At 60.7% G+C, this 20,917-nt stretch carries 20 protein-coding genes; 15 read left to right on the top strand and 5 right to left on the bottom strand.

Annotated features, from left to right (window positions below; translation table 11 throughout):
* Positions 1-36: 36 nt before the first annotated feature.
* Both VGG22_09890 and VGG22_09885 read right to left on the bottom strand, forming a co-directional pair.
* Positions 37-873, bottom strand: coding sequence for a 3-hydroxybutyrate dehydrogenase (locus VGG22_09890; protein HEY1728673.1), 837 nt, complete (start codon positions 871-873; stop codon positions 37-39).
* A complete protein-coding gene (locus tag VGG22_09885; GenBank protein HEY1728672.1) occupies positions 830-1,714 on the bottom strand; it encodes an exopolyphosphatase in 885 nt (294 codons plus the stop codon). Before VGG22_09885 ends, VGG22_09890 begins: the two co-directional genes overlap by 44 nt.
* A 35-nt stretch (positions 1,715-1,749) precedes the next feature.
* Between VGG22_09885 and VGG22_09880 the strand changes: the two genes are divergently transcribed.
* The 5 genes from VGG22_09880 to metG are packed head-to-tail and all read left to right on the top strand — an operon-like array spanning position 1,750 to position 7,381.
* Positions 1,750-2,652 carry an ATP-binding cassette domain-containing protein gene (locus VGG22_09880; protein ID HEY1728671.1) on the top strand — a complete coding sequence of 301 codons (903 nt, stop codon included), beginning with the start codon at positions 1,750-1,752 and terminating at the stop codon, positions 2,650-2,652.
* A 1-nt stretch (position 2,653) separates the two neighbouring features.
* Positions 2,654-3,862, top strand: coding sequence for an ABC transporter permease (locus VGG22_09875; protein HEY1728670.1), 1,209 nt, complete (start codon positions 2,654-2,656; stop codon positions 3,860-3,862).
* Positions 3,863-3,865: 3 nt separating this feature from the next.
* The gene (locus VGG22_09870; GenBank protein ID HEY1728669.1) at positions 3,866-5,005 is read left to right on the top strand and encodes an MFS transporter; all 1,140 of its coding nucleotides are present in this window, start codon (positions 3,866-3,868) and stop codon (positions 5,003-5,005) included.
* Entirely contained in the window at positions 5,002-5,835 is an 834-nt protein-coding gene (gene rsmI / locus VGG22_09865; GenBank protein ID HEY1728668.1) for a 16S rRNA (cytidine(1402)-2'-O)-methyltransferase, read from the top strand. The genes VGG22_09870 and rsmI overlap by 4 nt, the downstream gene beginning before the upstream one ends.
* Positions 5,836-5,842: 7 nt before the next feature.
* Positions 5,843-7,381 carry a methionine--tRNA ligase gene (metG, locus tag VGG22_09860; GenBank protein ID HEY1728667.1) on the top strand — a complete coding sequence of 513 codons (1,539 nt, stop codon included), beginning with the start codon at positions 5,843-5,845 and terminating at the stop codon, positions 7,379-7,381.
* On the opposite strand, the gene VGG22_09855 is transcribed toward metG, so the two are convergent.
* A complete protein-coding gene (locus VGG22_09855) occupies positions 7,378-8,241 on the bottom strand; it encodes a hypothetical protein (protein HEY1728666.1) in 864 nt (287 codons plus the stop codon). The genes metG and VGG22_09855 overlap by 4 nt on opposite strands.
* A 112-nt stretch (positions 8,242-8,353) precedes the next feature.
* Between VGG22_09855 and VGG22_09850 the strand changes: the two genes are divergently transcribed.
* The 7 genes from VGG22_09850 to ccsB all read left to right on the top strand — a co-directional run bounded on the left by VGG22_09850 (position 8,354) and on the right by ccsB (position 14,365).
* Complete coding sequence (locus VGG22_09850) at positions 8,354-9,121, top strand: TatD family hydrolase (protein HEY1728665.1); 768 nt, start codon at positions 8,354-8,356, stop codon at positions 9,119-9,121.
* The gene (gene ubiE, locus VGG22_09845; GenBank protein ID HEY1728664.1) at positions 9,118-9,834 is read left to right on the top strand and encodes a bifunctional demethylmenaquinone methyltransferase/2-methoxy-6-polyprenyl-1,4-benzoquinol methylase UbiE; all 717 of its coding nucleotides are present in this window, start codon (positions 9,118-9,120) and stop codon (positions 9,832-9,834) included. Before VGG22_09850 ends, ubiE begins: the two co-directional genes overlap by 4 nt.
* Positions 9,831-10,811, top strand: coding sequence for a polyprenyl synthetase family protein (locus VGG22_09840; GenBank protein HEY1728663.1), 981 nt, complete (start codon positions 9,831-9,833; stop codon positions 10,809-10,811). The genes ubiE and VGG22_09840 overlap by 4 nt, the downstream gene beginning before the upstream one ends.
* A 170-nt stretch (positions 10,812-10,981) precedes the next feature.
* A complete protein-coding gene (locus tag VGG22_09835; GenBank protein ID HEY1728662.1) occupies positions 10,982-11,209 on the top strand; it encodes a twin-arginine translocase TatA/TatE family subunit in 228 nt (75 codons plus the stop codon).
* Positions 11,210-11,218: 9 nt separating this feature from the next.
* The gene (tatC, locus tag VGG22_09830; GenBank protein HEY1728661.1) at positions 11,219-11,995 is read left to right on the top strand and encodes a twin-arginine translocase subunit TatC; all 777 of its coding nucleotides are present in this window, start codon (positions 11,219-11,221) and stop codon (positions 11,993-11,995) included.
* 10 nt (positions 11,996-12,005) lie between these two features.
* Positions 12,006-13,391, top strand: a complete 1,386-nt coding sequence (locus VGG22_09825; GenBank protein HEY1728660.1) for a cytochrome c biogenesis protein ResB — start codon at positions 12,006-12,008, stop codon at positions 13,389-13,391.
* Positions 13,382-14,365 carry a c-type cytochrome biogenesis protein CcsB gene (gene ccsB, locus VGG22_09820; GenBank protein HEY1728659.1) on the top strand — a complete coding sequence of 328 codons (984 nt, stop codon included), beginning with the start codon at positions 13,382-13,384 and terminating at the stop codon, positions 14,363-14,365. The genes VGG22_09825 and ccsB overlap by 10 nt, the downstream gene beginning before the upstream one ends.
* Before the next feature lie 14 nt (positions 14,366-14,379).
* Here the strand turns inward: ccsB and VGG22_09815 are convergent, their stop codons facing one another.
* On the bottom strand, positions 14,380-15,501 hold the full coding sequence (locus tag VGG22_09815; protein ID HEY1728658.1) for a M20 family metallopeptidase: 1,122 nt from the start codon (positions 15,499-15,501) through the stop codon (positions 14,380-14,382).
* A gap of 50 nt (positions 15,502-15,551) precedes the next feature.
* On the opposite strand from VGG22_09815, the gene VGG22_09810 reads away from it, so the two are divergent.
* The 3 genes from VGG22_09810 (at position 15,552) to VGG22_09800 (ending at position 19,270) form a co-directional block, all read left to right on the top strand.
* The gene (locus VGG22_09810; GenBank protein ID HEY1728657.1) at positions 15,552-17,003 is read left to right on the top strand and encodes a YdiU family protein; all 1,452 of its coding nucleotides are present in this window, start codon (positions 15,552-15,554) and stop codon (positions 17,001-17,003) included.
* A gap of 89 nt (positions 17,004-17,092) precedes the next feature.
* On the top strand, positions 17,093-17,761 hold the full coding sequence (locus VGG22_09805; protein HEY1728656.1) for a Rieske 2Fe-2S domain-containing protein: 669 nt from the start codon (positions 17,093-17,095) through the stop codon (positions 17,759-17,761).
* 9 nt (positions 17,762-17,770) lie between these two features.
* Complete coding sequence (locus VGG22_09800) at positions 17,771-19,270, top strand: cytochrome b N-terminal domain-containing protein (protein HEY1728655.1); 1,500 nt, start codon at positions 17,771-17,773, stop codon at positions 19,268-19,270.
* On the opposite strand, the gene VGG22_09795 is transcribed toward VGG22_09800, so the two are convergent.
* Positions 19,236-20,867, bottom strand: coding sequence for a glycosyltransferase family 39 protein (locus VGG22_09795; GenBank protein HEY1728654.1), 1,632 nt, complete (start codon positions 20,865-20,867; stop codon positions 19,236-19,238). The genes VGG22_09800 and VGG22_09795 overlap by 35 nt on opposite strands.
* Positions 20,868-20,917: the final 50 nt, after the last annotated feature.

Here is a 20,917-nt window from a genome sequence, read left to right as displayed (position 1 = left end):
CAGGCTATCAGAGCGAGTGCGTAAAGTCAACCCGGACTAGTGCGCCGTCCAGCCGCCGTCGATGGCGATAGCGGAGCCGGTAATTGATTTTGCTGCGTCCGTGCACAAGTACGTAATGAGCTGCGCAATTTCGTCGGGCATGATGAAACGCTGCGTCGGCATGTTGACGAGAAATGCACGCTTGAGCGCTTCCTCTTCCGTGATTCCGCCGTAGGAGCGCGCGAGATCGGCCGCCTGACTCTTCACGAGATCGGTAAGCACCGCACCGGGGCAAACTGCATTCGCCGTCGTCCCGATCGGTGCGCCTTCGAGCGCCGTCGCTTGCGTGAGCCCGATGACACCATGCTTCGATGCGACGTACGCGGGCTTGTATTCCGTTGCGATGATGCCTTGCACGCTCGCGAGGTTGACGATGCGTCCGCGGCCGCGCGCCTTTAAATGCGGCCAGACCGCCTTCGTCATGTTGAACACGCCGTCCAAATCGATCCCGCGTACGAGGTCCCACTTGTCGTCCGGAAACGATTCTATAGGACTAATAAATTGAATGCCGGCGTTGTTGATCAGATGATCGATCGCACCGAAATCTTCAGCGACCTTTGCGATGACACGCGTAATTGCCGGGCGATCGGTGACGTTCAATGCGTACGCGCGGGTGACGACGCCGGTCTGCTCGGCAACCGAGCGCGCGGTCTCGGATGCGAGCTTCTCGTCGATGTCGAGCAACGCAATCGCAGAGCCGGCTTTTGCCAGCTCGAGCGATGCGGCCGCACCGATGCCACGACTCGCGCCTGTTACGACGCTGACGCGGCCATCGAGCGTTATAAAGCTGCTAGCCGTTCTCTTTGAGGACGCTGATGATTGAGGCGAGGACATCGCTGGCCTCTTCGGATTTGGGTTGGCATGTCCCCGCGCCGAAATGACCGCCGCCGCCGTGCTCGAGCAACAGCTCGCCGACGTTCGTCTTGCACGTGCGATTCAAAATGCTGTGCCCGACTTGAATGCTCGTGAACTGTTTGTTGAAACCGTCGGCGACACGTATCGACACGTTCTGTTCGGGAAAGAGCGTGTATATCAGAAAGCGATTTCCGTGCGGTAATTCGCCTTTACCACGAAAATCGGTGACCACGACGTTGCCGTCGGCTTTCGAGTTCTCTTTGAGCGATTCGAGAAAAGCGGCTTCTTCGGCTCGCAGCTTTACGACGCGTTCCTGGACTTGAGAATCCTTGAGCACGTCGTCTGCGTTCTTGTGCTTGACCAGCTCCATCACGTGCCGGAAGTACGGACGGAAATCGGAGAGACCGGTGCGCGGATCGAGCGTGTAACCGACGAGAATCCAGCCCTTGGGCGAAACGATGTCGTCACGCGTCAGCTCGGCTGCGTCCATGCGATCGGTCGCTTCGAGCAAATTCTCGTAGCGCGCAAACTTCGGCGACTTATAGTGATTCGCGATCACGCGCGCTGCACTCGGTGCCACGTCGTATGCACCCGCAAAATCATTCCATGATGCATCGGCTTGACTGATGTGGTGATCGAACCACAATCCGGCACGTTCGTCGAACGGCAAGTTCGCCAGGATGTCGTTTTTCGTGAGCGTAGTTTTGCCGTCTTGTACGTCTTTGGGATGCGCGAAATCAACCTCGTCGATCTGTTCGACTTCGGAGAGCAAAATCGCACAAGTCAAGCCGTCTAGATCGGCTCGTGTTACTAGCCTCATAGGGCGCACCTTCGCTAATCAGGTAATGGCTCCTTATGGCTCTTGAGGTCGACCACGTCCGCCGTTCTTTCGGCTCCGTCCCGGCAGTAAGAGACGTTAACTTTTCGGTGACGTCCGGGACGACGTTCGGGCTGCTCGGACCCAACGGCGCCGGTAAAACGACGACGATGCGTATGATCCTCGGCATCCTCGTCCCCGACGGAGGCAGCGTGCGTTGGCGCGGAGCGCCGATCGATCGCGGCAGCCGGCGGCACTTCGGCTATCTGCCCGAAGAACGCGGACTGTACGGGAAGCTGAAGGTTAAGGAACAGATTATCTACTTTGCGCGGCTGCACGGTTTGCGCGCGTCCGAAGCGGCCGAAAAGGCCGATCGCTGGATCGCGGATCTGGGGCTAGCCGAGTACACCCAGCGACCCTGCGGCGAGCTCTCCAAGGGCAACCAGCAAAAAGTCCAAGTGGCGTGCGCTGCGGCGCACGGTCCCGACTTGCTCATCCTCGACGAACCGTTTTCCGGACTCGATCCCGTCAATGCGCAGACGGTCTACGAACTGCTTGAAACGTTGCGCAAGAACGGGACGACGCTCGTGCTCTCGAGTCATCAAATGTGGCAGCTCGAAACGCTGTGCGACAGCTTTTGCATCATCGCGGACGGAACTGCACGCGCCGCCGGTACGCTCGCGTCGTTGCGGTCCACTTGGCCGACACGCACGATCGTCATTCAACCTGATGACTCGCGCCTTCGTCACGTTTTCGAGATGATGAACGATGCGGAGATTTTGCCGTCTGCGGACGGCGAGCTGCGCGCCCGCGTACCGAGCGGTACAGATTTCGCCGCAGTGCTTCGCAATCTCGTTGCGGCCGCACCAGTGACGCGCTTCGAGCCGCTCGAGCCATCGCTCGAAGAAATCTACCGCCGCGCGGTTACGGAGACGGCGTAGCATGTTCGCAGATTTCGGACTCGTCTTTTCCGCCGAATTCATCTGGCGCATTCGCTCGCGGCCGTTCCTGATCGGCACCGGGATCGGCGTGGTCATGATCGCGGTCTTTTCGGTTTTGCCGGCGCTCATGGAGCGTGGCGTCTCGAACTCAGGCAAACATATCGGCGTCACCGGGACGTCCTCCGTACGTTCGCAAGCCGAGGACCTCTTGGGCGCCGACAACTTCACGATCGTAGACGTCGACACCGCGCCGGCACAGGTGACGCGTGCGTTTCTTCACGAGCACAGCGACATCGCAGCGCTCGTTGATGTCGAGAAGGATCAAGCCGGCTTGCGTGCCGTCGTCTATGCGGACGATCCCGGAACGTTTCCGGCAGCGCGCATCACGCGCAATCTTGCGCCACTCAACATCGCGCTGGGAACCGGTATCCCGGCCCAACTCGTCGAGAAATTCAGATCGATCCGGATCGACGTGCGAGGAGTCGGCGGCCGATTCGACAATGCGACGCGGGCCGAAGCAACCCGCGGCGTAACGATGTTTCTCGTTTTCGTCCTCTATCTCATCACGCTGCTCAACAGTCAGATGCTGATGGCTTCCGTCGCGGAAGAGAAAACGAGCCGCATCGCAGAGCTGCTGGTCGCTGCAATCTCGCCCGCCGCACTGCTGGGCGGCAAGGTGCTCGCGACCGGTCTTGCGGGAATATTGCAACTCGTGATCTGGTCGCTAACGGAGATCATCGTCGGCACGAAAGCCGGCGCAATCGAAAACTTCCAAGCCTTTACCAGCGCGATTACACCCGAGCTGGTCATTGTTTTCCTGATCTTCTTCGTGATCGGCTTCTTGGAATATTCGCTGCTATACGCCGCCGCGGCGTCGCTCATCAGCCGCACCGAAGATCTGGGTTCGTTCACGTTTCCACTGGTGTTACCGGTGATCGCGGCGTTTTTCATCGCGCAGTTCGCACTCGAAGCTCCGAACTCGCAAACGGTCGTGGTGACGAGCTTTATCCCGCTGCTCTCACCGTTCGTGATGTTCACGCGTTATATGGTCGCGACGATTCCGCTCTGGCAAGTCGGGATAGCGGTGCTGCTCAACATCGCTGCGCTTGCCGTGATCGTGCCTTTTGCCGGAAGGCTGTACCGTGTAGGGTTGCTCCTGTATGGCCGCCCACCGAAACTTTCACAGATTTGGACCGTGTTGCGGACGTAGTCCGTGACCAAGCTCTTTCCGATCCTCGCCATCACGTTCGTCGACGTATTGGGATTCACGTTGTTGATCCCGCTGCTTCCGTATTACGCGGAGCATTACGGCGCGACGCCTTTTGTGGTCGGCGCCATCGTCGCGACGGTCGCGGTGTTCGGTTTTCTGGCCTCTCCGGTATGGGGACGAATCAGCGATCGCGCCGGCCGGCGCGTCGTCTTGATCGCTGCGCAGTGTATCTCCGTATTGTCGTACGTCCTGCTCGGAATCGGAGGCTCGCTGGCGATGATCTTCATCGCGCGCGCGATCGAGGGAATCGCGGGGGCGACGATGGGCGTCACGGGATCCTATGTTGCGGATCTCACTGAACCGAAGGACCGGCCACGCGCGTTCGGTCTCGTCGGCGCAACATTCGGTCTGGGATTCTTGTTCGGGCCGGTCATCGGTGGTCTGCTCGTACGCTACGGATATCCCGTTCCGTTCTTCTGTGCGGCCGCGCTGCAAGTCGTCACGATCGTGCTGACGGTCGTGATTTTGCCCGAGTCGCACCAACCTCCCGAACACCCGCCGACGCTGCGTGACATTTTCACGTCGCTAGCGGAGCCTGCGTTACGTACGTTGCTCTTACAGGTGCTCTTTTTCGCGCTGTTCTTTACAATGTGGGTAACCGTTTTCGCGCTGTTCTCGGAACGCGTACTCGGTTTCGGACCATCGCAAACGAGCCTGCTCTACGCCGCATTTGCCGTGATCGGCGTCAGCGTGCAACTCTTCCTGATCGGCCGGCTTACCGACCGGTTCGGTCCACGGAACATCTTGCTCACGGGGCTAACTCTCGGCGTGATCGCAATGTCGTACGTCGGGTTCGTCCACGATTTGCCGACGTTTTTTATTACACTCGTCTTATGGGCACTCGCGAATTCATTCGTCCGGCCGACGCTCAGTGCGCTCGTTTCCGATTGCGCACCGGCCGACCGGCGCGGAACGATCATGGGCGTGAACGACTCGCTGAACTCGTTCGCGTTTATCCTCGGACCGCTCGTCTCGACGAGCATCCTCACGATCAACGTGCATTACGTCGGCATCCTTCCGGTCATGTGCGGGCTGGTCGCAATTGCGATCGGCGTAACGCAACGGCGGCACGCAATCGCATGAGCCTCATTCTCGTGCCGACCCCGCTTGGCAATTTGCGCGACATCACGCTACGCGCGCTCGACGTGCTGCGCGAAGCCGACGCGATCGTCGCCGAGGATACACGGGTCGCGCGACGGCTTTTGAGCGCACTCGACATTTCCGCTCCGAAACTCTTGCACTACGACGAACATTCGGCGCGCAGTACGCTCGAAGCGATCGTTGAACGGGCGCGAACTGAAAAGGTAGCAGTCGTAACCGATGCCGGGATGCCCGGCGTCTCGGATCCGGGAATCGAGCTGGTGCGCCATGCGCGTTCCAGCGGCATCAGCGTTGAAGTCCTGCCGGGACCGAGCGCATTCGTCGTAGCCGCGGTGCTTTCGGGATTCGATCTCGGACGGTTTTCATTCGAAGGTTTCGTACCGCGGACGCAACGCAGCCGTCGCGACGCGTTTTCACGCGCGCTCGCTTCGTCGCTTACGACGGTCTGGTACGACGCGCCGCATCGCATCGCGGCTACGCTCGAAGCGCTGGCCGAGCTCGCGCCGCGCACGCCGATCTTTGTTGCGCGCGAGCTGACGAAACTGCACGAGCAGCACTTGCGCGGCACGGCCGCCGAAGTGCTCGCGGCCCTCGAGAAGCCCGTCCGCGGTGAGATCGTCCTCGTGGTCGGTCCGGTGAGCATCGACGCGACGCCGGCTGCTCCGTCCGACGACGAAATCGATCGCGCGATCGACAAGGCGCTCTCAGCCGGCCACTCGGTCACGGACATCGCGAAGGATCTCGCGGCGAGGGGCCTCGGCGAGCGGCGCGACCTCTATGCGCGGGCCTCGCGACGAAAGCAAGCGAACTGAGCGCGCGATGACCGACCCCAAAGCGCGCCCGCCGTTTTATGTCACGACCCCCATCTACTACATCAGCGGCAATCCGCACATCGGGCACGCCTATACCGAAGTTGCGGCCGACGTGATGGCCCGGACCGCGCGCACGTGCCGCCAGACGTTCTTTCTGACCGGCACCGACGAGCACGGCGGCAAGGTCGCGAATGCTGCGGCGCAAGCCGGCTTGAGTCCCAAAGCGTGGACCGATCAGTTGATCGAGCGGTGGCAAAGCCTGGCATCGACGTACGAGATCTCGTATGACGATTTCATCCGCACGACCGAGCCGCGCCACATTTCGGCATGCATCAAAGTCTTCGAGAAACTCAAGGAAAGCGGTGACGTTTATCTTGGCACGTACGAAGGTTGGTATTGCACCAACGACGAGACGTTCTGGCTCGAATCCGAGCTGATCGACGGCCGTTGTCCGAATCCCGAATGCCGCCGTGAAGTGCAATGGGTCGCGGAAGAAAATTGGTTCTTCCGCCTTTCGCATTATCGCGACCGTTTGCTCGCGCACTTTCGCGCCAACCCGAATTGGGTGCGGCCGCAGCGTGTTTACAACGAGATGGTCTCGCTACTCGAAGAGGGCTTGCACGATCTCTCGATCTCGCGTGCAAATCTTGCGTGGGGAATTCCCTTGCCGTCGGGCGGCGTCATGTACGTGTGGTTCGATGCGCTTTTGAACTACATCACGGCGCTCGATTGGGAACATGACGGTGCACGCTTCAAAACGTTCTGGCCCGCAAACGTTCAATTGATCGGCCGCGAGATCGCGCGCTTTCACACGATCATCTGGCCGGCAACGTTATGGGCGCTTGGACTCGAAGAGCCGCGACTCGTCTACGCACACGGCTGGATCACGGTCGAAGGCGAGAAGATGAGTAAGAGCAAGGGCAACGTCATCGATCCGTTCGAGGTTGCCACCGAGCTGGGCGCCGATTCGATCCGGTACTTTCTGATGCGCGAAGCACCATTCGGAAACGACTTCTCGATCTCGCGCGATAAATTCCGTCATCGGCACAACGGCGACCTCGGCAACGATCTCGGCAATCTCTTGCGCCGTTCGCTCGCGATGCTGGCGCGTTATCGCGAGAGCATCGTCCCGGCCGCGGTCGAGTCGACGCTGGCGGAACGTTTCGCCGGGCTCGGCGACGACGTACAAGCCCGCATCTTCGAGCTAGATTTTCGCGGTGCGCTCGATCGTATTTGGGAACTGGTCACCGAGCTGAATCGCGCGATCGAAGAGCACAAGCCATGGGTTCTTTTTAAGGAAGGCCGCGACGTCGATCTCGATGCCTTGCTCTACGAACTGTGCGAAGGCTTACGCTGGCTCGCGCTTTTACTGCATCCGTTCATCCCGGAAAAATCCGAAGCGATGTGGTCGCAGCTTGGACTCGAAGGCAAGCCAGAAGGCTCGTGGAGCGACGAGCTGACATGGGGACGGCTTGCAGCTGGGACGGTCACGCGTCCGGGCGATGCGCTGTTTCCGCGAATCGAGACGCCCGAAGCCGGCGCCTAGTTTCCGTTGTCTGAGTCCGGGAATCGACCCGGAAAATACGTACGCAGCAATCGGTGTGAGCTGATAACCGCCCACTGGGCCGGTGTCGGCGACCAGCCCGGCTGCGGGGGCGGTAACGGAAAATGCGACCAGTTATTAGCAAACGGGTCGTTTCGCCGCGTGTAACAGATGGGCCAATATACGGGACCCGTATCGAAGCCGCCGTCGCCGAAATTGATCTGATAGTTGACGTAATAGCACTCGCCGCCGGCAACTGCAAAATAGCTTTGCGGCGAGAGTATCCCTTCGCCGTGCGTCAGCAAATAGTTGATACCTGAGATGTCGAGATGGGCATGCTTCATCGTTGCTGGAGGCGCCGTCGACGTGACGTGCGTGGGATCGTTGGCGGCGCGCGCCGCATCGATCGTTTCCGTGAAACGCTCGGTCATTTCGTTGAGCTGCGCTTGCGTCAACCTGTTCGGATTCGTCTTGGGTACGGCGATGCGCGCCACAACCTGCGGCTTGTTGACGGCGATGTGCTCTTTTGCACGCGGAACGACTTTCGAAATCTCCTGCGGCGCCGAGCGCGGGACCGGAACGGTGCGTGGAACCAGTCGCGTCACGGGCTGCGGCTTCATCGGCTCCGGTTTCGGCTCCGGTTTCGGCTTCGGCTGAGGCGCCGTTCGCTTCTCGATCGTGATCGAGGTTGAAAGCGCGACGTCTTTTTCTTCCTTCTTCTCCACCTGTTGCAACAGCTTGGCGATCGTGGTGCGATGAAACATCGCAAGGCCACCGAACAGCAAATGCAATACAAACGAGACCACGACTGCGATCTCGAGGAGACGGTAGCTGCGCTTCTTGATGTCGGAGCGGGAAATCATCTGAACTTTAGCGTGGTTCGGCACCCTCGCGCCGAAGCGCCTCCGATAAACAAGCGGCCTTTGCCTTAAAAGAACCTGGGAATGGGCACGGATTGTTGCGAAGCGGCTCTGAGTGATCGACACGCACGCACACATCCACGATCCTCAGTTCGACGAAGACCGCGACGACGTGCTCAGGCGCGCGCGCGACGCGGGCGTCGAAACCATCGTCACGATCGGCTGCGATCTGGACGACAGCGAGCGAGCTATGCAGCTTGCCGACCAGGCCGGCCTGGCATGGACCATGGGCGTCCATCCACACGAAGCAAAGGATGCTCCGGCCAACCTTACGGAGGCGTTTGACGCGCTATTGGCACGGGCTCCGGTCCAGCCGCGGGCAATCGGTGAGACCGGCCTCGATTTTCACTACGATCATAGTCCGCGTGACGTACAGGTGAAAATCATGGAAGCACAGCTCGCGTATGCGCGCGTCCGGGACATGCCGCTTGTCTTTCATCAACGCGAAGCATTTCCGACCTTCGTTGAAACACTGCGCAAGCACAAGTTCGACGGCATGCGCGGAATCGTGCACTGCTTCAGCGGGACGGCCGCCGAGGCGCGAACGCTCACGAGCGAGTTTGGTTTTTTTCTCGGAATCGGCGGCGTGGTCACGTTCAAAAACGCGGATCGATTGCGTGAAGCGGTGAGAACGGTCGGCGTCGAGCACATCGTACTCGAAACGGATTGCCCCTATCTGGCTCCGCAACCGAAGCGCGGCGAGCGCAACGAACCGTCGTTCATGAGCTACACGCTCGACCGCTTGTGCGAAGTACTGGTCTACGATCGTATCGAGCTGCTCGGCGTTACCAGCAGAAACGCGCGGGAATTGCTCTCCCTATGACTAAGCAGGTCGCCTTGCAAAAAGGCACCGCGGTCCGCGAGATGTTCGCGGCGATCGCACCCCGCTACGACACCGCGAACCGCATTCTCACCGCCGGCGTTGACGAGTCGTGGCGGCGCCGAGCCGTGCGCGAGCTTGCAGCGCCGCCGGGAGGAACCATCCTCGATTTGTGCACCGGCACCGGCGATCTGGCTTTTCATCTGCTTCGCAGAGACAAAGCGATGCACGTGACCGGCATCGACTTTTGCGAGCCGATGCTTTCCGCTGCGCGCGAACGCGCCCTGAGTGAAGATCAGCAGCATCGCACGACGTTCGTTTGCGGCGACGTGCTGGAGTTGCCGTTTGAAGATGTATCCTTCGACGGCGCGACGATGGGTTTCTCGATGCGTAACGTGGTCGACATTACGGCCACCCTTCGCGAAATCCGCCGCGTGCTACGTCCCGGCGCGCGTTTCGTGAATCTCGACGTTTCCAAAGCCGGCAACCCGCTGATCAAGAAACTGTTCGATATCTACTTCTACCGGCTCGTTCCGCTCATCGGCGGACTCGTTGGCGGATCGCGCGCGGCATACAGCTATCTGCCGCAGTCGCTCACCAACTATCCGGACGCCGAGGGGTTAGCCGCGCGCTACCGCGACGCCGGGTTCCGCGACGTGCGCATTATCCGTCTTGGAATGGGCGCGATTGCAATCCACGTCGGGGTCGCACCGTGATCGAACCCCGTAGTGCGAGCGAGCGCGATCTCTACGCGCTCGTCGAGGATTTCTTCAGGCACCGTTTTCAAACCGACAATCCGTTAATCACGGAAGCAGTGCGTCGCATGCTGGCCGCCGGCGGAAAGCGCTTGCGTCCGCGCATCACGTTGCTCGCGGCCGAAGCGATGGGCGGAAATGCGGCCGACCATCTTGCGCTTGCGGCGTACATGGAGCTGATCCATGTTGCGACGTTGATTCACGACGACGTCGTCGACGGCGCACAGACGCGTCGCGGCGTCAACGCGACTGCCGTCGACTTCGGCAATCGCATCAGCGTCCTGGCCGGCGATTACCTGTTCGCCTGGATTTTCAAGAATGTCACCGCCGGTTACGATGCACCGATTCCTCACATTCTCTCCGCGACGCTCGCGGCGATCTGCGACGGCGAAGTGCTCCAGCTGCGCGCGATGGGGAATTTGGATTTGCCGTTCGACGATTACGTCGAGATCGTCGAAAAAAAGACTGCGACGCTATTCGGCGCGTCGGCCGAGTGCGGTGCGATCTGCGGCGGTCAGGGCGCGGGCGTGCGCGCGTTGCGCGAGTTCGGCATTCACTACGGGATCGCGTTCCAAATGATGGACGATCTGCTTGACGTCACCTCGGACGAGGCGGCCCTCGGCAAACCCGTCGGCAACGACCTGCGCGAGCGGAAAGTCACGATTCCGCTCATCTGTGCACTGAAAAAGGGGGACGCCGAGTTTCGCGCGCGCGTCGAGGAGTTTTTCGACGCGGAGGTCGACGAGCAGGCGGAGTCCGCTGCGATTGCCGACTTGATCGCGCGCATGGGTCGCATCGGCGCCTTCGAGGCTACCCACGACGCGATCCACACGTATGTCGAGCGGGCAAAGCTGGCCCTCGGCGGCTTGGGAACCGACCAAAACGACGCCCGCGACCAGCTTGCCTCGCTCGCCGATCGCCTTTCTCGGAACTCTTAAATCCCTTTTAGAGTAATGGTCATGGACCGAGCACAGTGGTATCGTGCTGTGACACCGGCGTCGTTGCGAGGTCGGCTCGGGGGCCCCACGCGAAGCGTGGGGGGCGCGCAGCCGGGGGCGGAGCGCCCTTTAAGACCGAAAGCGCCGTGAAACCGGAGGTTTTTTAAAACATGTTTGGGAGTCCAATGGAGATTGCGCTCGTAGTCGGCGCGGCGGTTCTGCTCTTCGGAGCCGACAAGTTGCCGAAGCTTGCGCGCAGTCTCGGAAACGCGAAAAAAGAATTCGTGGTCGGTCAGGCTGAAGCCGACGTCGCTGCCGAACGCGCTCGTGAAGAAGCGCGGAAGCAATCCGATGAAAAGACCGCGGGCACGACGACCACTACCACGACGACCCCGTAGTCGAGCTTGTTGCTTGAACGCCGCCGTCCCGCGGGCGACGGCGAACCATCCGAGTGGGACCAAAAGGAGATGACGTTCACGGAGCACCTGCGGGAGCTCCGTACTCGTCTTATGGTTTGCGCGATCACGATAACCGTGATCGGGATCGGGATGTTCTATCCGTCGATCTATGTGATCAACTGGATGAAGCACCAATACTATCCGAACGTTACGTTGCACGCGTTCGGACCCGTCGACGCGGTCGGCACCATGTTTCGATTCTCTCTCTACAGCGCAATCATCATCGGTCTGCCGGTAATCATGCATCAGATCTGGATGTTCATCGTACCGGCGATTCATCCGAAGACCCGGAACATGGTTTACAAGCTGATCGTACCGTCGATCGGCCTCGCCATCGTCGGGATTTTGTTTGCGCACTTCGTCGTCATCCCGGTTGTGATCAAAGGGACGACGCTCTTGACGAGCTTGATCGCGACGGAGACGTACGGAATCGGCTCGACGCTGAATCTCGTGCTGCTACTCTTCCTCGCATTCGCGTTGATCTTCCAATTACCGATGATCCTGATCATGTTGGCCCGCATCGGCCTCGTCAGCTCGAAATCGCTGCGCACCTTCCGGCGCTACGCGATCATGGGCTCGCTCCTCGCGGGCGGGGTCGCCGCACCCGACGGCCAGCCGACGACGATGATGCTGATGGCGGCGCCGCTCTTCATCCTCTACGAAGTCAGCATTTGGATCATCATCTTGCTGGAACGGTCGTGGCAGCGCGAGAGCGCTCTCACGTAGGCTAATATCGATGGCGACAGCCGCCGAGCATCTGCGGGCCGGACTGCGGGAGACCGCGCAAGATTTCTTACGCTTGTTCGCGAGCGTCTATTTCGCCGTCTCGCTGTTCGCGGTGTGGGGTTTTCTCACGCTGATCGGCGTGATCGTCGAGCAAGGCAAGACGCAAGATTTCTATTGGGCGAACTATGCCCCACCGCTCGCGCGCTTGATCCTGCGGCTCGACCTCGACAACATCTATCACAGTGCGGCATACGTCGGAATCATTGCGCTCATACTCACTTCGCTTGCCGTCTGCACGTTCAAGCGCGTCATTCCGGCGCGGCTTCCACCTTTGCGCGCAGTATCAATCGATCGAATCCCGCTTCACGCTACGATTCCGCTAGAGGGCGACGAACGCGAGATTCGCCAGCGGATCGAAGGGTTCTTCCGTTCAACGGGATGGTTCGTGCGCAAACGCGAGCTGGGGGGCGAGGAATGGACGTTTGCGGATCGGCACAACTGGGCGCGGCGCGGCGTGCTCGTCGCCCACATAGGGTTCGTCATTATCGCAGCCGGCACAACCTGGTATTGGGCGCGTGGGTTCAGTGGTGAGACGGCAATCCTCACCGGTTCGACCGCGAAGATCGCGCAGACCGGTGCGCAGATCAAGCTCGACCGCTTCAATTATCGCTTCGATCCGATTCAAACCAAAGCCGGCCTCGTGTATCAGCCGATCGATTACGTCTCGCAGGTGGAATACGTCGGTAAGGACGGCATCGCGCGCTCGGCGACGATCCGCGTCAATCATCCCCTCGATATCGATGGGACGCTCTACTATCAGGCGGCCTACGGATTCGGCGCGCAGTTCGTTCTCACGAAGGACGGTCATGTCACGCCGAACTCGCCGACGGACCTTTTAAAGGAAGGCGACTCGTTCTCAGTGGGCGGCGACCGCGCGCTCGAGTACGATCAGTTCATCGGAACCCTCAATCCCAAAACCGGACGTCCGACCGCCGATCCGCGTCCCAACAATCCGGCTGTGGTCGTGCGAATGATTGCCGGCGATACGGCGATGGCGTCGGGTTTGATTCCGGTCGGTTCGTCGATCGATCTCGGCGGCGGTTACCGGCTTTCCGTTCCGCGTTACAAAATCTATAGCGGCTTTCAGTATCGCTACGATCCGGGGATGGGTCTGGTAGGGATCGGTGCATTCGTGCTGTTGACCGGCTTGTGCACCGCGTTCTATTTTCTGCCCGCACGCTTGTACGTCAAACTAAACGGCAGCGGCCGCAAATGGACGCTCGGCATCGCGGCTACGACGGTCAAGGGTTACGAAGTTTTCGAAGATCAGTTCCGTGAGCTCGTTGTGGCATTACGCCGCGCGGCCATTCGAGGAGAAACGAACGCATGCAGTTAGATCAAATTTTGCTCGCGATCGCGCTCGCCGCGTACGTGACCGGCGCACTCGTGTTGATCGCGTACTTCCTCTCTCGAAGCGAGCTGATGCAGCGCTTTGGAATGCCGCTCGCAATCGTGGGATGCCTCGCACAATTTGCCGAGCTCGGCACGCGTTGGGCCATCTCGGGCATTTGGCCGCTCACCAACCTGTACGGCTCGCTGTCGCTCTTCTCGGCGATGGGCGTCCTCATTTTCCTGATCTTCGCCTTCCGCTACCGGTTGTGGTTTGCGGGCGGATTTGTGTTGTTGATCGCGGCGATCGCACTGGGCTACGCGACGACCTGGAATGAAGGCTTCATGCCGCCGGTTCCGGCGCTACAATCCTACTGGATCAAAATTCACGTTCCGCTGGTCGTCTCGTCGTATGCGTCGTTCATGCTTTCGTTTGTCGTCTCGGTACTGTATCTGATCAAATATTATGGCGAACGGCGCTTCGCCAGCGGTTCTTCCGTGAAAGCTGCCGCCGCAACACCGGCGGGTTCGATCCCGGTGACGGTGCAAAGTACGTACTCGGCGCTTGCGGATGATGAGATTGTGATTGGTACGCCGCGCGGCGATACGCCGGCGATCGCAGCCGCCGCAGAAAACGGCGACGCCGTTGCAATGTGGCTCGCGACATTGCCGAGTCTCGCCAAGCTCGACGTGATGATCTATCGGGTCGTCGGCGTCGGCTTGCCGCTGCTCACGATCGGAATCATCACCGGCGCGATGTGGGCGAAAGAATCGTGGGGCGCCTATTGGCAGTGGGATCCAAAAGAGACGGCCGCTCTCGTCTCCTGGATCGTCTACGCGTCGTACATGCACTTGCACACGCGTATCGCGTGGCGCGGCATGCGCTCGGCGTGGCTGTCCGTGTTCGGATTCGCGACAATTATGTTTTGCTATCTCGGCGTGAACATCTGGATCAGCGGGTTGCACTCGTACAAAGTCTGACGCCGGCGATCAGCTTAGGGTAACGAGCGCAGCAGCTCGACGACCAGTGCCGTACGTTCGGCCAGCCCATCGACGATGACGTGCTCGTGCTCGGCGTGCGAGCCTTCTCCGAGCGCACCGATGCCGTCGAGGACGGCCGCGCCGACTGCGGCCGCGAAATTGCCGTCGCTTCCACCGCCGACCGAGGCTTCGCCGAGCGTGAAACCCAGGCGTGAAGCGACTTCGCGTGCGCGTGTGTAGAGCGCGGCAATCTTTGGCGTGCGCTCCATCGGCGGACGGTTGAGTCCTCCCGTTATCGTGAATTTCGCCTCCGGATGATGCGGATGCAAGGCCCGCATGGCTTTTTCGATGCGCTCGGCCTCCGCATTCGTCGCGACGCGCATGTCGATCTCACCGCGCGCGTACGGCGGAATCGTATTGCGAACCGTACCGCCCGCAACGACGTCGACGTTGATGGTCGTCCCCTTCGCGGGATCGTTCAGCGTGTGGATCGCAAGCGTTGCGCGCGCCAGCTCGTGGATTGCATTGATGCCTTTTTCCGGTTCGGAGCCCGCGTGCGCGGCGCGGCCCTCGACCTCGACGGTATAGATGCCGACGCCTTTGCGCGCCGTTTTTACTTTGCCGTGAAACGAGGGCTCGAACACGAGCGTCGCACGCGACGCTCGGGCTTCTTGTTCGATCCGACCTCTGGAGGTCAGGCTACCAATCTCCTCGTCAGAATTTACAAAGAAAACGATCGGCGGTGCGCTCGTTTCTTCGTGCAAGAGTTTCGCCGCCCAGAGCGCTTGCACCAAGCCGGCTTTCATGTCGAAAATTCCTGGGCCGCGTGCGACGCCGTCCGCAACGGTAAACGGTTTGCGCGCGAGCGTTCCGGCCGGCCAAACCGTATCGTAGTGACCGACGAAGAGAACGGGCGCTTTCTCGGAACCCCAGCGCAAGACAACGTGATCGCCGCCCTCAGGGTTGGCGATGCGTTCGCAGCGCGCGCCGTATTGGGTCGCGAGCTCGCTGAAAAACGGAATGAACGAGTCGCAGCGCGCCTTGTCACGCGACGGTGTTTCGATTTCGACGCAGCGGCGCAAATCTTCGAGCATCTCGCCGCGGCGTTCCCGCAGCGTTTCTAGTGCAGACTTCACGGGCGCGCGTTTCTGCAACGAGAATGCGACTCCCCGGGGTTGATGCGAGCATGATCGGCGATCCCTCTACGCTCGGGATGACAAAAGCGGGCTACGCATTCTTACCACCTGAGTTTTACGAGCAGCGCGAGCCCTCGCCGCTGCCGGACCCGTATCTGGTGGCGATCAGTCCTGACGCAGCTCGGCTTGTCGACGTCGACCCCGTCGCCGCCGCTGAGGATCCCGGCTTTCTCGCCATCGCCGCCGGCAACGCGGTACCGCCGGGTGCGCAACCGATTGCAACGGTTTACGCGGGACATCAATTCGGAGCGTGGGTTCCTCAGCTCGGCGACGGCCGCGCGATCACGCTTGGAGAGATCAACGGTTACGAATGGCAGCTCAAGGGCGCGGGCCTAACCGCGTTTTCGCGCTGGGCCGATGGACGCGCCGTGTTGCGTTCGACGATTCGCGAATTCTTGTGCAGCGAGGCCATGCACGCGCTCGACATTCCGACGACGCGTGGGCTTTGCCTCGTCGGTAGCGACGAAGCGGTCTACCGCGAGCGCGCCGAAACCGCTGCGGTGCTTTCACGCCTTGCGCCTTCGCACGTGCGCTTTGGAACCTTTGAGGTTTTCCACTATCGCGGACGCACCGATCTCGTAAAGCGTCTTGCCGACTATCTGCTCGAACGCTACTATCCGGAACTCCGTGATGAAGAGCAGCCATACATCGCGTTGCTCCGCGAGATCGTGGAGCGCACGGCACGTCTGATCGCCAAATGGCAGGCCGTGGGCTTTGCGCACGGCGTCATGAACACCGACAACATGTCGATCCTCGGGCTGACGATCGACTACGGTCCGTACGGTTTTCTCGATGCCTACAAGCCCGGCTTCATCTGCAACCATACCGATGAGACTGGCCGCTACGCATTCGACCGGCAGCCGACGATCGCGCTGTGGAACTGTTATGCGCTCGCCGAGGCGATGAGCTCGCTGCTCGAGCTCGAGCCGGCCAAAGCCGCGCTCGAGGGCTTCGAGCCGATTTTCCGTGACGCGTATCTCGGCGAGCTGCGCGCGAAGCTCGGACTGCGTACGATTGAAGACGATGACGCGTTGTTGCTCGGCGATCTGATGGAAGCGATGGATCTCGACGATAGCGACTACTCACGCGCGTGGCGCTCGCTTTCGACCGTCACGCAAAGCGAGGACGTCGAGTTCAGCGGGTGGTTCACGGATCGCGAACGGATCGCCGCGTGGCTCGAACGGTACCGGACTCGCCTTATGCATGAAGGCAGCGCGGACGCCGAGCGTCGTGCGAAGATGAACGCGGTCAATCCGAAGTTCGTCCTACGTAACTACCTCGCGCAAACCGCGATCGAGAAAGCCGAGCAGAAAGACTTCTCAGAGGTCCGCCGGCTACTCGCCGTCTTACGGCGTCCGTTCGACGAACAACCCGAGCACGATGCCTATGCCGCGCCCCCACCCGAGTGGGGCCGCCATCTGGTAGTAAGTTGTTCTAGCTGAGCGCCTGCCGAAAAAGTCGGCAAGGGTGTAGGTCGCGTGTGGCTAAGCTGGCCTGGTCGCACTCCTTTTAAGTCTTAGGAGACAACTTCGTGTCACAAGTCCACGCGGAGGCGTACCTCGATCCGGGAACGCCGGAAGAGCAAAGCCGTCGGGCATTCATGGCGAATGCCACGATCGTACTCGGAACCGTGATCGGTCTCGTTATCGGCGTGCCGCTGCTTGCATACAGCGTGCCCGGTAAAAAGATCAATGAGCTTTCCGCCGAGGCATGGTCACCAGTCGATCAAAACGACTGGACGAAGCTCACGACGAGCGCAGCACCGCTGAAGATCTCGTTCACGCGCAAAACGACCGACGGTTACTTCCTACCGGAAGGGACTTCGGACTACGTTTGGGGCGTGAAGATGAGCCCGGCGCAGTTCGAAAAGATGAAAACGGAGCGCACCGATCTTTTCCCGCCCGATGCGTCGAAAGCCGAACAGGTGCCGTACACGGATCAGATTTACACGGCGGGCTACGTGATCTTCTCGTCGATCTGCCCGCACCTGGGTTGTCGTTTCGCATGGGATGACAGCAAGAGCATTTTCTTCTGCCCGTGCCACAACTCGACGTACGATCGTAACGGCGAGCGTACTGCGGGTCCCGCGCCGCGCGGACTCGATCCGCTGCCGCTGCGCGAACAAACCGGCAAAGCCGAGGTCACGTGGATCCGTTATAAAAGCTCGACGCCTGACCGCGTCATCGTTAGTTACAGTTAAGCGCGCATCATGATGAATTGGCTCGAATCACGCACCGGCTTCGTCAGCATGACGAAGAGTTTCCTAACCGAGGATGTTCCCGGCGGACCGTCTTATTGGTACGTTTTCGGAAGCGCGACGTTGTTCGCAATGATCTTACAGATCGTCACGGGCATTTTCCTCACGATGTACTACGCGCCGTCCGCGGCGAGCGCGTGGGAGTCGACGCTCTTCATCTATCAAAAAGTTCCGTTCGGTCAGTTTATCATCAGCCTGCACTATTGGGGTGCGACGGCGATGATCGCACTGGTCGCGATGCACCTCGTGCAAGTCGCGGTCTGGGGTGCATATAAGCGCCCGCGCGAGCTGCAATGGGTCGTCGGCATCGTGCTCTTCATTCTGACGCTCGTGCTCGGACTCACCGGCTATCTGCTGCCCTGGGATCTCAACGCGTACTTCGCATCGCAAGTCTCGCTGAACATCACCGGTGCGGCGCCGATCGCGGGTCCGTTCTTGCAGAACTGGCTGCAAGGCGGCCCGGTCATGAACACGCTGACGCTCAACAAGTTCTTCGGCATCCACGTGTGGTTGACGCCGCTGATCCTCGTCTTGCTGGTTGCCGTGCATCTCATCATCTTCCGGCACAACGGCTCCGCTGGGCCGCCGAAAGACGACCGCTCGAAGCTCAAGCCGGGGCGCTTCTGGCCCAATCAGATGTTCATGGACACGGTCGCCTCGCTCGTCGTGTTGCTGGTCATCGTTATTCTTGCGGTGCTTTCACCGGCGCCGCTCGATGCCAAAGCCGATCCGAATAACGATCAATTCGTCCCCTCGCCGGCTTGGTATTTCATGGGGCTCTATTTCTTGCTGGAGATCTTCCCGGGGCAATTCGGGCAGCTCGTCGGCACGATCGTCATCCCCACTCTCGGCGTACTGTTCCTCATTCTCTTGCCGTGGCTCGATCGCAATCCGAGCCGTGAGGTTCACAGGCGGCCTGCGGCGCTCGTCGTCACCGCCGTCTTCATCCTTATTGCTGCCGGACTTTCGATTGGCGGTCAGTCAACCGTCAACGCTAAGGCCGATGCGCGCGGGCAAACTGCGCCGACAGTCCCCGGCGGTGCCGACGCTGCGAAAGTCGCAGCCGCTGCAGCTGCGCCGCTTGCGCCGACCGGTTCGGCTGCAGGCCAGCCCGGCGTAAGCGCTGCCTCGTCAGCCGGCGCGACGGTTTACAACAATAACTGCACGGCTTGCCACGGCGCAACCGGTCAGGGTACGCCCGGCGCGTTCCCGCCGCTCGCCGGCAACAGCGCAGTCACCGCGGCTGATCCCAAAGACATCATTCACATCGTTCTCAACGGTAAGACCGGTCCGCTGAACGTTGGCGGAACGACCTACAACGGAACGATGCCGCCGTGGAAAGCTCAGCTCAAACCGGACGAGATTGCGGGCGTTCTCACGTACATTCGCAGCACGTGGGGCAACAAAGCCTCGGCCGTTAGCACGGCTCAGGTTCAGGCCGAACTGAAGTAAACAGCAAGAGCACGTCGTTGCCTGAGGTGGCGACGACGTGCTTTTCATGTCCGTCGATGTCGGCGCCGCGAGCGCGCTGCTTCGAGGTGATGAAGAACGCACGGCGAGCCGGACAGAGCACGCCGTGCGCATCGGCGTCCGCACCGATGACCTCGACGTGCGGTTGCGTGTAGAAAATCAAACCGTAGCCGCCGGCAACGCCCTGAATCGCAACGACGTCTCCCTCGTGCGCCTGCGCGCGAATAACCGCTGCGAGCTGCGGAACCGGCTTGTAGCGCTCGGCGTGCGGCTCGCCAACGAGGACCGTATACGTCACCATTACAATCGCAGTTGCGGCGAACACGTAGGGTGCCGTCGCAGTCCGGTTCATCCATAAGAACACGAGCGTTGCGATCGAGCCGACGAAGATGATCGCGCCCATGATCGCGAGGTCACCGAGCACCGCTTCCGTTCCGGCCAGGATGTGTGCGTTGCGCGCAAAGACGGCGATCGCGATTGCGACGGCGCCGATCGTAAGGGGAATGACGGCCGTCGCAATGACGGCGCTGCGGCGATGTTCGCCTTGGGCAAGCTGATCGAACCAGAGTGCAACGAGGATCGCAAGCGCCGGCAGCTCAACCGCTAAATAGTTCGGAAGCTTCGTTCCCGCCAGGCTAAAAAAGACGAATGGCACGACGCTCCACACCAGTGCGAGCCGCGCGACGTGAATGCCGAGACCGTTCGGCGTGCTTGCACGCCGCCATGCACTCGCGATTGCTCCGGGCAAGTACGCGATCCACGGAAAGAATCCGAGAATCACAACCGGCACGTAATACCAAATCGGGCCACTCTGATTCTCGATGGTACCGACGTAACGGCCGAACGTGTAGTGTCCGATCAACTCGTCGAAGGCGGAAGGGCCGGCGTGCGAAACAAACAGCGCGAACCACGGCGTGTCGATCGCCAGCAAGAGCGCGAGCGCCGCAAACCACGACCACACCGGCGGATACGACAGACGCGCGCCCGAATATCGCTCCCACACGAACCACGGCACGATGACGATCGCGACGACGACGAACGCAACGGGACCCTTGGCGAGAATTCCGAGCGCGATTGCAAGCCCGGCGCCGATTACCGAAAGAACCGGTCTGCCTCCGGTAAAGGCGCGAAAGAGTGCGAGAATCCCGACGGCGATGGCGAGATCGAGCAGCGCGTCCATGATCGCCATGCGTCCGATCACCGCTTGCATCAAGCTCGTCGAGAGAACGACTGCTCCATACAGGCCGACGCGCGAGCCCGCCAGGGTCGCGGTCGCGTAACCGATCGTCGCACCCATCGCGACCGTTGCGAGCGCCGAGGGGAGCCGCAAGGCGAAGGTGCCCACCCCGAAGATTTTCGCGAACGCCGCTGCGGTCCAGAAGTAAAGCGGCGGCTGCACGAACCAAGGCGTCAAGTTCAAATGCATAACGACCCAATCGTGGGTCAGCAAAATCTCGCGAGCGACCTCACCGTAGGTGGTCTCACTATTGTCCCAAAGTGTCCCCGTTCCGAGCCCCGGAAGCGTGGCGATCGCGGCGACAAGCGCTCCTAAGAGCGCCGTGCGCATGGCGCCTGACATGGGCGGCGAGCTTCGTTCGGGGGCGCAGCGCCTCCCGGCGCGAACGGGAA

It is taken from the genome of Candidatus Baltobacteraceae bacterium (assembly GCA_036489885.1).
Taxonomy (GTDB): Bacteria; Vulcanimicrobiota; Vulcanimicrobiia; order Vulcanimicrobiales; family Vulcanimicrobiaceae; genus JAFAMS01.
The sequence above is the reverse complement of the archived record's forward strand: the minus strand, read 5'-3'. Positions and strand labels throughout refer to the sequence as shown.

Bases quoted from the DNA above. Each gene is read 5' to 3' on its own strand.
- VGG22_09890 (HEY1728673.1), bottom strand. From the start codon at position 873: ATGTCCTCGCCTCAATCATCAGCGTCCTCAAAGAGAACGGCTAGCAGC.
- VGG22_09885 (HEY1728672.1), bottom strand. From the start codon at position 1,714: ATGAGGCTAGTAACACGAGCCGATCTAGACGGCTTGACTTGTGCGATT.
- VGG22_09880 (HEY1728671.1), top strand. From the start codon at position 1,750: ATGGCTCTTGAGGTCGACCACGTCCGCCGTTCTTTCGGCTCCGTCCCG.
- VGG22_09875 (HEY1728670.1), top strand. From the start codon at position 2,654: ATGTTCGCAGATTTCGGACTCGTCTTTTCCGCCGAATTCATCTGGCGC.
- rsmI (HEY1728668.1), top strand. From the start codon at position 5,002: ATGAGCCTCATTCTCGTGCCGACCCCGCTTGGCAATTTGCGCGACATC.
- metG (HEY1728667.1), top strand. From the start codon at position 5,843: ATGACCGACCCCAAAGCGCGCCCGCCGTTTTATGTCACGACCCCCATC.
- VGG22_09855 (HEY1728666.1), bottom strand. From the start codon at position 8,241: ATGATTTCCCGCTCCGACATCAAGAAGCGCAGCTACCGTCTCCTCGAG.
- ubiE (HEY1728664.1), top strand. From the start codon at position 9,118: ATGACTAAGCAGGTCGCCTTGCAAAAAGGCACCGCGGTCCGCGAGATG.
- VGG22_09835 (HEY1728662.1), top strand. From the start codon at position 10,982: ATGTTTGGGAGTCCAATGGAGATTGCGCTCGTAGTCGGCGCGGCGGTT.
- VGG22_09825 (HEY1728660.1), top strand. From the start codon at position 12,006: ATGGCGACAGCCGCCGAGCATCTGCGGGCCGGACTGCGGGAGACCGCG.
- ccsB (HEY1728659.1), top strand. From the start codon at position 13,382: ATGCAGTTAGATCAAATTTTGCTCGCGATCGCGCTCGCCGCGTACGTG.
- VGG22_09810 (HEY1728657.1), top strand. From the start codon at position 15,552: ATGATCGGCGATCCCTCTACGCTCGGGATGACAAAAGCGGGCTACGCA.
- VGG22_09800 (HEY1728655.1), top strand. From the start codon at position 17,771: ATGATGAATTGGCTCGAATCACGCACCGGCTTCGTCAGCATGACGAAG.
- VGG22_09795 (HEY1728654.1), bottom strand. From the start codon at position 20,867: ATGTCAGGCGCCATGCGCACGGCGCTCTTAGGAGCGCTTGTCGCCGCG.